The sequence below is a fragment of the Terriglobales bacterium genome, assembly GCA_035543055.1.
Taxonomy (GTDB): domain Bacteria; phylum Acidobacteriota; class Terriglobia; order Terriglobales; family Acidobacteriaceae; genus JAIQFD01.
Genome location: DATKKJ010000015.1, coordinates 1 through 12,585, shown reverse-complemented (window position 1 = coordinate 12,585; position 12,585 = coordinate 1). Strand labels below are relative to the sequence as shown.

Below are 12,585 nucleotides of genomic sequence, written 5' to 3'. Positions count from 1 at the left end.
CCCGCCAGGTTACGCGCCGGGCGAATGGTGACCGAATTGGATGTGATGGCGGGCAACGCGGAAACCTGCAGTTCAGGCGCGCTGGTGCGTCTCGGCTCCAGCTTCCTTCAGAACGTCGGCAGGGACCTCGCGGGCGCTGAGTTGAAATTCGAACATCGGGGTCTCGGAGCCGCGTCCCCAGCGGCCCACCTCCCAATGCGCGCGCAGAAACTTGATGCCGGGGTTCGCCGAGAGATCAAGCAGGAGGGGATGCTCGGCACGGTAGAACTTCTGGGGGAAAGCCAGGAGCGGTTTGGCGCCGAAGTCCTGGCCGTCAGGTGAGCCCCATACGCTGACGTCGAGCGATTCCTGCTCGATGATGCGGGTGATGGTGAGGGTGAGCAGCAGGGTCTTGCCGGCGGCGGCCGAGGCGTCCACGACAGCGCCGTCGCCCTTGGCGGTCACCACGCTCTTTTCAGGCACGAGGAAGGTTTCGAACATGGCAGACATTGTAGTAGCTGGTGGCTCGTAGCTGGTAGCTGGTAGTTTCTTTCTCAGTTCAGGATGTTGGCCTAACTACCAGCTGCTTCTTCTCACCACGGCGGCAGCGTGTCGAGGAACTTGCGGACGGCGCGGCCGGCCTCGTCGGGACGCTCGAAGATGGCGTAGTGTCCGGCCTTGGGGATCACGATGAGCTGGCTGCCGCGGATGCCTTGCTGGATGGCCTGGAGATCGGCCAGAGGCGTGATGTCCTCTTCTCCGGCGATGACCAGCGCGGGCACGTCGATGGTGGCCAGGGTGGGCAGAGAGTCGGGGCGGGCAGCCATCCCGCGCTGCACCGCGGCGATGCCGGCCACGGTCATCTTCGCCATCAGCTTGCGGGCGGCGGCCTGGAGGTCGGGACGATTGGTGCGGGTGGTCACGCCGACCAGCTTCCCGGCCATGGAATCGAGGAAGGCAGCCGGGCCATGCTGCTCGACCTCGTCAGCCGACTGCAGGCGATCGGCGCGCGCCTGGTCGCTATCGGGCGCGGCCTTGGTGTTGCAGAAGACGAGTCCGGCAACCCGCACTCGATGCCGGCGCCAGAATTCGAACAGGGCGTAGCCGCCGATGGAGACGCCGATGAAGACACCGCGCCCCACGCGCTCGGCGTCGCACAGGCGCAGCAGGTCCGCGGCATGCTTCTCCATGGTGGCCGGGCCCCGCCCGGGAGTGGAGTCGCCGTGCCCGCGCAGGTCGGGGAGGATGACGCGGTAGCGCGAGGCCAGCATGTCGGCCACCGGCGCGCAGAGCCGGTGGTTCGCGGGAAAGGGATGCAGCAGAAGGACCGGCGGGCCGTCTCCCATGACCTCGTACTGGATCTCGGCGTCGTCGGAGATAAGGCGCATGGTGAGGGATTGTAGACGAGGCCTCAGCGGTCAGCCATCGCCGCCCGCCTCCGGCATCGGCGGATCATTTGGTCACGGCCATAATCTCGCCCGAATGCACGGACTCGGCTCCGCTGATCACCGCGGTGACCACAAAGTAGTAGGTCTTTCCCGGCACGAAGGTCTTATCGGTGTAGCTCAACGCGGCGGTTGCGCCGAGCAGAGAGTACGGCCCCCCGGAAACCGTGCTGCGGTACACATTGAACCGGTCAACGGCGCTGGTATAGATCCAAGACAGCTTGATGGCACTGTTGTGCACGATCATCGCGAGGGGAAAGCCGGTGCCCACCTTGACCAGGGTCTTGAGGCCGAGGCTGTCGGTGACCTGAACGTCGAAGCTGTACGAGCCCGCCTGGGTCGCCTTGCCGGACACGACGCCGGTGGTCGCGGCCATGGTCAGGCCGGGAGGCAGACTGCCCGCAGGAAGCGACCAGGTGTAGGGCCTGGTCCCTCCCGTGGCCGTGAATTGCGCCGAATACTGGATGTTGGTGTAGGCCTGCGGCAGGCTGGTCGTAGTGATGACCAGCGGCGCCGGCGCGTACACCTGGATCGGACCGGCTGAGTACGCCACCGGGACCGCGCCCCCCACGATCGCCGAGACGGTGATGGTGTGCCACACGCCGAGGCTGGTGGTGATGGTCTTGCTGAAGCTCGTGCTGGTGCTGCTGACCGAATAGACCAACAGGCCGTCCAGCTGTACCTGCCACTGGATCGGAGCGAAGTTCGCGGTCGCTGCGAGCGTGACCTGCGGGCCACAGGTGTTACAGCCGTTGAGCGGTGACGTGAGGGTGACGGTTGGGACGGTCGCGGCCACTGTACCCGCGGCGGCAAGGAGAAGAAACGCAAGAATGCGCAGCAAAATCCATAGGCTCCTGTATTGGGCTCGACCCCACACCGGCGGTCTTGGTCGGGCTGCCGATGCTTATGATTGCGGTCTGCCTCCAGACTACTCAGGCATCGGCCCGCCTTCAATAGCGTACTGACCCTCGGACACGTTCTTGCTACAAGTGTATGAACATCCAGTGACGCATCGGTTTGGCAAGCAGAGGGTTGACTGGCACCCGCGAATCCACGGCTTGGCGCCAGGCCTGTGCCTAAGGCATACGGTTCTTGGTAGTCTCCTCCCGCAAAGGACCGTTCCAAGTCACTCCCAGGGCGTGCAGGATGAGCTGGTCGCGCAGGGAGAGACGTGAGGGATCGGCGAGCACCTGGTAGGCGTAAGCGACCTGGAGATTGCGGGTCGGGCACCAACGCTCGTGACGGATCAAGCCCTCGCAGTGACGACAAGCGGGCCGGGCAGTGGAACGGTCGCTGTGAGACCAGCGAGTCGGTTGGGTCCCGGGCATGTCGCTCCCCCTTCTGGCGCCGCGAACAAGCCCACGATGGACCAAACCCGCTCGAAATGTTGTGAGAACGGTCACAGGTGGCAGTGACAGACGCACGCGCCCTTCGGCTCACCTCGGGCGGGCTCGCGGGCGCTGGTTGCGTCCGGAATGACGAGCATTACGGATTGGTGACCTGGTGCCCGGCTGGCTGCGACTCCGGCTGGGGCTCGTCGGGGATCACGATCCAGCCCACGATGTAGGCGAGCAGGCCGGTACCACCGAAGATCACCGCCAGCACCCACAGCAGCCGGATCAGGCTGACGTCGAGGTCGAAGTACTCCGCCAAGCTGAGGCAGACGCCGGCGATCTTGCGCCCCTCACGCGGGCGCACCAGGCGCTTGCGGGCCAGTACCGCTCCCACTCGCTTGCCGCAGTAGGCACAGACATGGGCGTCGTCCTGGATCACCTTGCCGCAGTAGTTGCAGTACATGGCAGGCCTCCCTGGGTGAGGATACGGCAACCACGGCGGAAAAGTTCCCCGGGCAAGAGCGGGTCGCTAGGGGGAGGAAAGCCGGTAAGGCTGGCGGAGGAAGCGGCGGGCCTGCTGGGCCTCGGGCGAGCTGCTGTCAGCGGCGATGACGGCGTTGTAGTCCGCCACAGCCTGCTCGCGCTCCTGCTGCAAGTCGTGCATCTGGCCGGCGGCCAGGTCGGCCTTCTGCAACAACTCGGGATCGCGATGGGGAAAGGTGCGGACCGTTTCGTAGGCCTCCGCTGCCTCCTTGTAGAACCTCTGGCCGCGCAGGGCCTCGCCCAGGGTAAAGGCGGCCAGCTCGAGGTGCGGGTCCTTGTAATAGCCCTTCTTCCCTTTTTCCAGGACCGCCCGGAAGACCGCGATCGCCTCCATGCCGTGTCCGCCGGCGTTGAGGATGTTGCCCTCCTCGATGGCGAAGAGGGAGTTGCGGGGATAGACGGCGGTGAGCGTCCGCACCACCCTGAGAGCATCGTCGAAGCGCTGCTCGCGGCGGAGAAAGAGCGCCAGGGTGATCTTGGCGTCGGGGGCGGTCTCGCCTCCGCCCTCGGCCGCCGCAGAAAGATACTGCAAGCCCTTCTGCTTGGAGCCGGTCAAGCCGACCACCGAGACCGCGACCTTGATCGCCCACGGCAGGCTGCCGGCCACGTAGTTATGTACGCCGACGATGGTCTTGGCGTCGGCGAAATCGGGCTCCATCTCCAGGACTTTTTCGTGGTCGTGCCGGGCGGCGATGGCGCTGCGCAGAGCGGCGAACCAGGCTTTCTCCACCAGCGCCAGGTAAGTGGCGCGCATCCCGCGGGTGATGCCGCGCGTGTAGAGAGCCTGGACGTCCTTGGGATCCGCCTTCTGACGCTGTTCCGACAGAGTGAAAGCCCGCGCCATCAGTTCAGCGACCCGGTCCTTCACCCTGGGGTCAAAGTCGAATTTCTTCTTGGTGACGAAGCTGTTGCTGGAGTAGAGGCTGGTGTCGAGCGCGCCCACCCGGTAGAGCTCGCGGAAGAGTACGGCGTTGAGCAGATGGTTGACGGCGAAGGGATCGTCGGGGTGCGCCTTGGCGGCCTTCTCGAAGTCGGCAACGGCGGCGTCGTATTCGAGATTGTAGAAATGCTCGAACCCGGTGCGGGTCAGAGGGTCGGCTTCCGCGGGCGAGTCGGTGATCTTGCGGGCCGAATCTGCGGCTGTGGCCGGGGGTCCGACCGCGCCCCCGAGGAAACACACCAGAAGAGTGCTCCCGAGAACTAGCTTCGCTCCGGCCCCCACATAGGCTTTCATGGATAAGGCGATTCCGCAGTTTACCTGAGTAACGGCAGGCTGCTCAAAAGCCGCCAGCCGGGCGCGTTTTCTTCCCCGGTCACGTAATTCTTACCCCTGTATTTTCTTCCCGGCGATCGCTAAATGGCTGTTCTAGAGAGGCTTAAGGAGGCACGGTTCTGGCAGCCGACTTGCGCTTTCCTATCCTGGAGGTAACCATGGCTAATACAGCGCGAGATGTGACGGGCAGAGACGAGTTCTGGCGCCCCCCAGTGCAGGAATCCCAACATCGAGGGCCCCAGGCGCAAGCCGAAGTCTGCGAGCGCTGTGGCGCTGAGTTTGTGGCCGGGTCGCGCTTCTGTCACCTCTGCGGAGGGTCGCGGCAGCCACAGCTGTCCCGCATGCGTTTCCTACTCGGCAAGTACCTGGAGTGGTCGCGGATCCGGCAGGCGGTGGGATTGAGCACGGCCTGGCTGGCAGCCTTTGTGATCGGCATTGCCTGTGTCTTGGCCGCGGTCCTCACCGGTCTGGTCTACTCGGCAACAACGGTGCTGGATTGGCAGGCGGTACAACTGTGGCGGGTGGAATGGCTGCTTGCGGCCATCGCAGCCTTCGTCGCCGGTCTGCTGCTCAAGGCGGCTGGCGCCCAAAAATAATTTCGGCCACCTGCAAAAAACTCTTTTCCCGGCGCGTGACTTGCCGTACATTGCGCTGAATGCCCCCGACGCCCCCAGTCATTTTGAGCATTGCCGGCTTCGATCCTTCCTCGGGCGCCGGGGTTTCCGCTGACATCAAGACCATTGGCGCGCACGGCTGTTACGGGCTGGGGTGCATCACCGCGCTGACCGTGCAGTCCACGCAGGGCGTGCGAAAAGTCGAGCCCGTCTCCGGCAAGCTGATCGCGGAGATGCTCCGCGAACTGGCCAACGACATCTCGATCTCCGCGGTGCGCATCGGCATGCTGGGCAACGGCGAGGTGGTCGACGCGGTGGGGAATTTCCTGGGTTCCGTGAAGCCCCCCAACGTGGTGCTGGACCCGATCCTGAAGTCCACCTCCGGAGCCAAGCTTCTGAACAACCACGGTCCGGAGAAGCTGCGGTCCCTGATCCCCCTCGCCCACGTCCTGACGCCCAACATCGAGGAAGCGGCCGCACTGAGCGGGGTCCCGGTGACCAACCTGGAGCAGATGAAGGTCGCCGCCCTCAAACTGCACGACATGGGGGCGGCCAACGTGGTGGTGACCGGGGGGCACCTGGAGAAGGCCATAGACCTCTTGAGCATCAAGCAGGCCCAAGGCCCGCCCAAGCAGACCGAATTCGGCTCCAACCTGCTGCGTTCCACTTCAACCCACGGAACGGGTTGCGCGTTTGCCACAGCGGTAGCTTGTAACTTGGCCCTGGGTAGGCAATTGGAAGATGCCGTCATCATGGCCAAGGTTTACGTCACCAAGGCCATCGCCAAAGGCTATCCATTGGGCAAAGGGCCCGGTCCCCTGAATCACCTCTATCGCATGGAGGAGACCCCGCGCCCAGCTGCCGAATTCGTGGAACCCGTACATCGGTAACGCCGCTAGGAACTACGATAATTCCAATGATTTCAATGACTTAGCTTTATGGATCTTGCAACCTGTTGATTCTATTAGCTCTTCTTAGATTTTCCCTACCGTTCACCCGCCTCGGGCTCGTCGCATCTAAGAAAAAGCGCGCCTTTCAGACTCCGATTTGCCGTCTTTCTTGTCACGTAAGCGCTTGAAAACAAAGCGGTGACAAACATTGGAGTTGACTCTGGCGAATCCTTCCCCATAGCATTTTAGGATTACGTGGTAGGGGAGGATGACTACTGAGGACTGAGAGGTAACTGAATGCGACGAGTACTACCCTTCACCTTGGCGATTCTGTTGCTGGTCGCCACCTTGGGGGCGGCACCCGCCAGCAATAGCTCCACGAGGTCTCCAGCCAACACCCCCAGCGCGGAGAACGCCGCACCCAAGCCTTACCAGGTGGGCAAAGCCTCCTGGTATGGCAAGCAGTTCCACGGGAAGACCACCGCCAGCGGTGAAGCCTACGACATGTTCCAGTTCACCGCTGCCCATCGCCAGCTGCCGCTCGGGACCTGGGTCAAGGTCACCAATATGCGGAATGGCCGGTGGCTCATCGTCCGCGTCAACGACCGCGGGCCGGTCCCGACCAACCGCATCATCGACCTCTCCTATGGAGCGGCCCAGATGCTGGAATTCCGGGCCAAGGGCATCGAAAAGGTTCGCTTGGATCTGCTCCCGGCCCAGCCGACGGAAGTTGCCGTCAGCCGGCCGGTTCCCGTCCGATAACGTTTCCAGGGGGTTGAGGGCCCGCGTGCACGCGCGGGCCTTTTGCTTTCCCGGGAAGTGCGGTCGCGCGGGAACGGTCGTGTACACTGCTGAGGAATGGAAGCGCGCGACCGCCTGATCGTCGCTCTGGACGTCTCTACCGCCGCCGAAGCGAAGAGGATCGTCGAAGCGGTGGGCAAGGCGGCAACCACCTTCAAGGTCGGCAAACAGCTCTTCCTGGCCGAGGGACCAGCCATCGTTCGCGACCTGGTCACCTCCGGGCGCCATGTCTTCCTCGACCTCAAGTTCCACGACATCCCCAACACGGTCGCCGCGGCGGTGCGCTCTGCGGCCGGCCTGGGGGTCAGCATGCTGACGGTCCACGCCTCCGGGGGGGCCAAGATGCTGCGTGCGGCCGCCGACGCGGCCAAACAGGCAAGAACCCCGCCGCTGGTGCTGGCAGTGACCGTGTTGACCAGCTTGGGCGACCGGGAGATGCAGGAGATCGGAGTTCTCGGGCACGCGGCCGACCAGGTCCTGCGCCTGGCGGGATTGGCCCACGACAACGGGTGCCGGGGAGTGGTGGCGTCGCCGCAGGAAGCCAGGAAACTCCGCGAGATGCTGGGGGCGGGGTTCGCCATCGTCACCCCTGGCGTGCGTCCGGCGGGTTCGGACCCCGGCGACCAGGCGCGGGTGGCGACCCCGGCCGATGCGATCCGCAATGGCGCCACTTACCTGGTCGTGGGAAGGCCGATCACGGAAGCCAAGGACCCGGCGCGAGCGGTACGGGCCATCCTGAAGCAGATCGAAGCCGCTGGCGGGAAGGCCACGAACAAGTAAGAACGCAGAAGTCAGATTACAGGAGTAACATCTTCGACTTCTGCAATCTTCGTTCTGCGTTCTTCGATGCTTCTTCTTGCGGGCTAGAGCTTTTCGTAGAACTCGCAGGCCGAACACGAGATGTAGATCCCGCCGGGCACGCCCCGGTCGCGATCCTTCAACCGCTTCACGATCCGCGTGGGCTTGCCGCACTTCGGACAATCGGTCGAGATCTTGGTGTCCATCACTTTCTTGCGGTCAGCCGTCTTGGCAATCTTCGCCATGCAAACTCTCCTGACAGGATTCTCCCGACCAGTGCGGGATGAGATTGGAACCGGGAGTAAGAACTTTCGGTAAGAACTACTCGCCGCTTTGATTTTATCAGCCGCAGCGCGGCGCAGACAAACGCCACGCGCGGGCTTGGCGCTAGAAGCCGCTGAAACTATCCTCTTGGCATTTCTTGGGGGCAGGTGCTGTTCACAAGCGAAGAAAGAAGCGCACACCTGTGATCAGAACTGTCATCGTCAACGACGTTGAGTCGGGTGTGTGCGTTAGACTACGACGAGTATGATCCCGGTTGGCTACATGGCAAAACGTGTGCGCAAGAAGCCCGCCTGGCTGCCAGCACCCCACGTCATCGACATCTATTCCGTAAGCAACTGCCAGTCGGAAGATTTCGCTGACTACATTCCCTACTGGAAGCACAATGGCTATTGGTTTTTCGACTCGCCCGAAATCATAAAGAGCATAGCAACGGAGCACTCGATTCCCCTTGAAGGAACGTCGCTCTTTTACTACGAAGTCTATGAAATGGAATTTGACGGCGAAAGCTGGCAGGCGTTTTCCCAAGAAGTATCGCTTCCGACCAATGTGGTTTCTCCTCCCAAGAAGCGCCTCGAAGGTTTCGACGTAGTTACTTTCAGCGCTAGAACGTCACCAGAGTGTTCTGGCCTTTCGTGCAATAGTCTGGCAAGAGATCTTCACACAAATACCCATTGTCTTTTTGACTGCTTCGATGACGCCAAAATGCACGTAGGCAACGGAGCATTTAATGAATCCGAGCCGGGTCCATACCGAATATTTGCGGTGTATTCAGTGGACTGGGCTTAACTGTTGATGAATCGTCTTAGCAGAAGTGTGCGCTTTCCCTCGCTCGTGATCAGCATTTCAGCGCCTTCTAGCTCCTGTCCCGATAAACGCCGTGGTCCGCCGCCTACTTCACCACCACATTCACCAGCTTGTTCGGCACCACGATGACTTTCACCGGCTGTTTGCCGGCGATCCAGGACTTGACCTTCTCGTCGGCCAGGGCCAGCTCGCGCAGCCGCTCTTCCCCGGTGCCGGCGGGCACGGTGATCCGCCCCCGGATCTTGCCATTGACCTGGGCAACGATCTCGATCTCCTCTTCCGCGGCGAGCTTGGGATCGTGCTGCGGCCAGGCTTCTCGGAGCAGGTTGGTGCTCTCTCCGATCCGCTCCCAGAGTTCGTGCGCCAGGTAAGGGGCGAAGGGCGCCAGCAACAAGAGAAGGTTGCGCATGAGCGCGCGCTGCACCGGCGTCCGGACGATCTCCGGCCGGGTGATGAATCCGGTGCGCGCCATGGGCGCGGGTTCGAGCTTGGCCTGTCCGGCGGGCGTTGCCGCTTCCAACGCCGGGCCGACCTCGTTCACCAGCTCCATGACGGCGGAGATTGAGGTGTTGAAGTGCCAGCGCCCGCCGAAGTCGTCGCTCACCCGGCGGATGGTCTGGTGCAGCTTGCGCAGCAGCTTCTTCTCGTCCGGGAAGAGCTGGCCCTCCGCCGGGACTTCCGCTCTCCACTCCGGATGTGCGGGCGCGGCGAAGCGTGCCACCAGGCGATACACGCGCCCGATGAAGCGCGAGATGCCTTCCACCCCGCTGTCCTGCCAGTCGAGCTCGCCGTCCGGAGGCCCGGCGAAGAGTGTGTACATGCGGGTGGCATCGGCGCCATAGCGCGCCACCATGTCATCGGGGGCCACCACGTTGCCCCTCGACTTCGACATCTTGGCGCCGTCCTTGATCACCATGCCCTGGGTGAACAGCCGCTCCACCGGCTCGGCGTTCTTCACCAGTCCGAGGTCGCGCATCACCTTGGTCCAGAAGCGCGAGTAGATGAGGTGCAGGATGGCGTGCTCCACCCCGCCGATGTACTGGTCGACGGTGAACCAGTAGCCGGCAACCTTTGGATCGAACGGTCCCCGGTCGTTGTGCGCGTCGGTGTAGCGGTAGAAGTACCAGGACGAATCGATGAAGGTGTCCATGGTGTCGGTCTCGCGCCGCGCGGCGCCGCCGCATTTTGGACACTTCACGTTCACGAACTCGGGCACGTGCGACAGCGGCGAGCCCCCCGGAGCGGCGATGTCCACGTTCTCCGGCAGCACCACCGGCAGGTCCTTTTCCGGCACGGCCACGATGCCGTCCTTCGCGCAATACACCATGGGAATCGGCGTGCCCCAGTAGCGCTGGCGCGAGATGCCCCAGTCCTTCAGCCGGTAAGTGACCGCGGCCTTGCCGAAGCCGCCCTTCTCCGCGTCGGCGGCCATCTTCTTCATGGCTTCTTCGCACGCCATCTGGTTGTACGGTCCGGAGTTGATGAGCAGGCTGTCGGTGCGGGTGAAGGGGAGCACCGGCTCCTCTTCCTCGCCGGGAGGAGGTGGCTCCCCGGTCCGGCGCGGCAGGATGACCACGCGGATCTCGAGGCCGTATTTCTGGGCGAACTCGTGATCGCGCTCGTCGTGCGCCGGCACCGACATGATCGCGCCGGTGCCGTACTCCATCAGGATGTAGTTCGCCACCCAGATCGGGACCTTCTCCCGGTTGAAGGGGTTGATGGCGTTGCGGCCAGTGAAGACGCCGTGCTTCTCCAGTTCGCCGATCTTGTCGCTGTCTCGTGCGTCGCGCTGCTCGGCCACCAGGTCTTCGACCTTGGCGCGCAGCTCGGGATCGTTGGCGGTCAGGTCGGCGACGATGGGGTGCTCCGGCGCGAGCTGCACCGAGGTGGCCCCGAAGATGGTGTCCACGCGGGTGGTGAAGACGGTGATCTTGTCCCCGGCCTTGCCCGCGGGGCCGTCGAGCTTGAAGTCCACCAGCGCGCCCTCGCTGCGCCCGATCCAGTTGCGCTGCATGACCCGCACTTTTTCCGGCCAGTGCTCCAGCTTCTCGATGTCGCGCAGCAGTTCGTCGGCGTAATTGGTGATGCGCAACGCCCACTGTTCCAGTTCGCGCTGCTCCACCGCGGTGTCTTCGTGACGCCAGCAGAAGCCGCCCGCCACCTGCTCGTTGGCCAGCACAGTGGCGCACTTGGGACACCAGTTCACCTTGCTCTTCTTGCGGTAGGCCAGGCCGCGCTCGTACATCTTGAGGAAGAACCACTGGTTCCAGCGGTAATAGTCCGGCAGGCAGGTGGTGATCTCGGTGGACCAGTCGTAGGCGAAACCCAGGCGCATCATCTGCCGCTTCATGTGGGCGATGTTGCGCAGCGTCCACTCCTTGGGCGGGGTGTTGTTCTTGATGGCGGCGTTCTCCGCCGGCAGGCCGAAGGAATCCCAGCCCATGGGATGGAGCACGTTGTAGCCGTTCATCCACATGTAGCGCGCCAGGGCGTCACCGATGGCGTAGTTGCGGACGTGTCCCATGTGCAGCTCACCCGAGGGATAGGGAAGCATCTCCAGCACGTAGTACTTCTTGCGCTTGCTGGTGGCGGGCTCGGCGGCATACAGCTTGGCATCGGACTGCCAGCGCGCCGACCACTTCTGCTCGACCGCCTGCACGTCGTAGCGCTCGTCGCGCGGCTCGGTAGACATCGGTTTCTCAGACTTCGTTTCGGGCATGGGGATAAACCGTGATTTTACAACGGCAGAAGAATTAACCGCAGAGGACGCGGAGGACGCGGAGAAAAACAAAGGCCAGGGATGGGCGCGGTTGAGTTCCGATCTATGTTCATCCGCGAAGATCTAAGGCCTGATTTTTTCTCGGCGTTCTCTGCGATCTCGGCGGTGAAGACTTCTCAACGAGCGCCTTCAGCGCTTCCATGTTCCGCCGGTCGTCGCCAGGATGGTCAATCGGCGTTTCGGCGATGAAGGCGGCGTGCTTGGTCCGCGGATCGTTCAGCAGGCGGCGGAACGGCTCCAGTCCGATGGTTCCCTGCCCGATGTGCTGGTGCCGGTCGAGCTTGGAGCCAAACGCGGCCTTGGCGTCATTGCAGTGCCAGACAGGGACGTTCTTCAGACCGATGGTCGAATCGATCTCCTGCATCGTCATCCGGTAGCCCTCCTCGGAGACCATGTCGTAGCCAGCGACATGGGTGTGGCAGGTGTCGATGCAGGCAGCGACGGGGATGATCCCGCGCAGCACGCCCACCAGCGCCGCCACCTGCTCGAAGCTGCCGCCCAGCGAGAATTCGGCGCCGGCGGTGTTCTCGATCAGGACGGTGAGCCCGCCCTTGGCCAGGTCGAGTCCTTTGCTGGCCTGGCTGATGGCGTGAGCGGCCCGCGCCAGTCCTTCTTCCCGGCTGATCCCGCGGAACGACCCAGGATGCACGACCAGGTATTCCGCGCGCAACGCCAGCGCGCGCTCCAGCTCGCCGCAGAAGCTGGCAATAGTGCGGGCATAGAAGTGCTCGTTGCTGCTGCCCAGGTTCAGCAGGTAGCCGGCGTGGACCACCAGCGGGTTCAGGCCGTACCTGGCGCGCAGCCGACTCATCTGCTCGCACTGCTGTCCGCCCAACTCGTACGGCTTCCACCGCCGCGGGCTGGAAGAAAAGATCTGAAACGTGTTGCAGCCGAGGCGATAGGCACGCTCCGCGGCGGTGGCCGTCCCGCCCGCCGTCGAGGTGTGAATGCCGATGCGCCGTGAGGTCAGCTTAGGCGGATGTTTGGGCGGCGGCTGTTTGAGGATGTCCGTCTGCTCTTGGGCCATGGAGCGGGGCATG

14 protein-coding genes are annotated in these 12,585 nt (G+C 63.4%); 5 read left to right on the top strand and 9 right to left on the bottom strand.

Features of this window, described 5'->3' with window-relative positions:
• Window positions 1-72 precede the first annotated feature (72 nt).
• The 6 genes from VMS96_00975 to VMS96_00950 form a co-directional block, all read right to left on the bottom strand.
• On the bottom strand, window positions 73-480 hold the full coding sequence (locus VMS96_00975; protein HVP41969.1) for a hypothetical protein: 408 nt from the start codon (window positions 478-480) through the stop codon (window positions 73-75).
• A 92-nt stretch (window positions 481-572) separates the two neighbouring features.
• On the bottom strand, window positions 573-1,367 hold the full coding sequence (locus VMS96_00970) for an alpha/beta hydrolase (protein HVP41968.1): 795 nt from the start codon (window positions 1,365-1,367) through the stop codon (window positions 573-575).
• 64 nt (window positions 1,368-1,431) lie between these two features.
• Window positions 1,432-2,265 (bottom strand): putative Ig domain-containing protein, encoded by an 834-nt coding sequence (locus tag VMS96_00965; GenBank protein ID HVP41967.1) that lies wholly within the window; start codon window positions 2,263-2,265, stop codon window positions 1,432-1,434.
• Between the two features lie 235 nt (window positions 2,266-2,500).
• Entirely contained in the window at window positions 2,501-2,674 is a 174-nt protein-coding gene (locus VMS96_00960; GenBank protein HVP41966.1) for a hypothetical protein, read from the bottom strand.
• A 235-nt stretch (window positions 2,675-2,909) separates the two neighbouring features.
• Window positions 2,910-3,221, bottom strand: a complete 312-nt coding sequence (locus VMS96_00955; protein HVP41965.1) for a PspC domain-containing protein — start codon at window positions 3,219-3,221, stop codon at window positions 2,910-2,912.
• Between the two features lie 66 nt (window positions 3,222-3,287).
• Entirely contained in the window at window positions 3,288-4,535 is a 1,248-nt protein-coding gene (locus tag VMS96_00950) for a tetratricopeptide repeat protein (GenBank protein ID HVP41964.1), read from the bottom strand.
• 380 nt (window positions 4,536-4,915) lie between these two features.
• Between VMS96_00950 and VMS96_00945 the strand changes: the two genes are divergently transcribed.
• The 4 genes from VMS96_00945 to pyrF all read left to right on the top strand — a co-directional run bounded on the left by VMS96_00945 (window position 4,916) and on the right by pyrF (window position 7,659).
• Window positions 4,916-5,170, top strand: a complete 255-nt coding sequence (locus VMS96_00945) for a hypothetical protein (protein HVP41963.1) — start codon at window positions 4,916-4,918, stop codon at window positions 5,168-5,170.
• Between the two features lie 59 nt (window positions 5,171-5,229).
• Window positions 5,230-6,078, top strand: a complete 849-nt coding sequence (gene thiD, locus VMS96_00940) for a bifunctional hydroxymethylpyrimidine kinase/phosphomethylpyrimidine kinase (protein HVP41962.1) — start codon at window positions 5,230-5,232, stop codon at window positions 6,076-6,078.
• Between the two features lie 297 nt (window positions 6,079-6,375).
• Entirely contained in the window at window positions 6,376-6,840 is a 465-nt protein-coding gene (locus tag VMS96_00935; protein HVP41961.1) for a septal ring lytic transglycosylase RlpA family protein, read from the top strand.
• Window positions 6,841-6,936: 96 nt separating this feature from the next.
• Complete coding sequence (gene pyrF / locus VMS96_00930) at window positions 6,937-7,659, top strand: orotidine-5'-phosphate decarboxylase (protein HVP41960.1); 723 nt, start codon at window positions 6,937-6,939, stop codon at window positions 7,657-7,659.
• A gap of 83 nt (window positions 7,660-7,742) precedes the next feature.
• Here pyrF and VMS96_00925 read toward each other — a convergent pair whose 3' ends face one another.
• Window positions 7,743-7,922: a hypothetical protein gene (locus tag VMS96_00925; GenBank protein ID HVP41959.1), complete on the bottom strand. Its 180-nt coding sequence runs from the start codon at window positions 7,920-7,922 to the stop codon at window positions 7,743-7,745.
• A 301-nt stretch (window positions 7,923-8,223) separates the two neighbouring features.
• On the opposite strand from VMS96_00925, the gene VMS96_00920 reads away from it, so the two are divergent.
• Window positions 8,224-8,748 (top strand): hypothetical protein, encoded by a 525-nt coding sequence (locus tag VMS96_00920; protein HVP41958.1) that lies wholly within the window; start codon window positions 8,224-8,226, stop codon window positions 8,746-8,748.
• A gap of 103 nt (window positions 8,749-8,851) precedes the next feature.
• Here the strand turns inward: VMS96_00920 and leuS are convergent, their stop codons facing one another.
• Together leuS and VMS96_00910 are read right to left on the bottom strand one after the other, a co-directional pair.
• Window positions 8,852-11,458 (bottom strand): leucine--tRNA ligase, encoded by a 2,607-nt coding sequence (gene leuS, locus VMS96_00915; GenBank protein HVP41957.1) that lies wholly within the window; start codon window positions 11,456-11,458, stop codon window positions 8,852-8,854.
• 136 nt (window positions 11,459-11,594) lie between these two features.
• Window positions 11,595-12,585, bottom strand: a 991-nt coding sequence (locus tag VMS96_00910; GenBank protein ID HVP41956.1) for a deoxyribonuclease IV, incomplete at its 5' end; no start/stop codon positions are given.

Excerpts from the sequence above, each read along its gene's own strand:
- VMS96_00975 (HVP41969.1), bottom strand. The coding sequence starts at position 480 with ATGTTCGAAACCTTCCTCGTGCCTGAAAAGAGCGTGGTGACCGCCAAG.
- VMS96_00970 (HVP41968.1), bottom strand. The coding sequence starts at position 1,367 with ATGCGCCTTATCTCCGACGACGCCGAGATCCAGTACGAGGTCATGGGA.
- VMS96_00955 (HVP41965.1), bottom strand. The coding sequence starts at position 3,221 with ATGTACTGCAACTACTGCGGCAAGGTGATCCAGGACGACGCCCATGTC.
- VMS96_00950 (HVP41964.1), bottom strand. The coding sequence starts at position 4,535 with ATGAAAGCCTATGTGGGGGCCGGAGCGAAGCTAGTTCTCGGGAGCACT.
- VMS96_00945 (HVP41963.1), top strand. The coding sequence starts at position 4,916 with ATGCGTTTCCTACTCGGCAAGTACCTGGAGTGGTCGCGGATCCGGCAG.
- thiD (HVP41962.1), top strand. The coding sequence starts at position 5,230 with ATGCCCCCGACGCCCCCAGTCATTTTGAGCATTGCCGGCTTCGATCCT.
- VMS96_00935 (HVP41961.1), top strand. The coding sequence starts at position 6,376 with ATGCGACGAGTACTACCCTTCACCTTGGCGATTCTGTTGCTGGTCGCC.
- pyrF (HVP41960.1), top strand. The coding sequence starts at position 6,937 with ATGGAAGCGCGCGACCGCCTGATCGTCGCTCTGGACGTCTCTACCGCC.
- VMS96_00925 (HVP41959.1), bottom strand. The coding sequence starts at position 7,922 with ATGGCGAAGATTGCCAAGACGGCTGACCGCAAGAAAGTGATGGACACC.
- VMS96_00920 (HVP41958.1), top strand. The coding sequence starts at position 8,224 with ATGGCAAAACGTGTGCGCAAGAAGCCCGCCTGGCTGCCAGCACCCCAC.
- leuS (HVP41957.1), bottom strand. The coding sequence starts at position 11,458 with ATGTCTACCGAGCCGCGCGACGAGCGCTACGACGTGCAGGCGGTCGAG.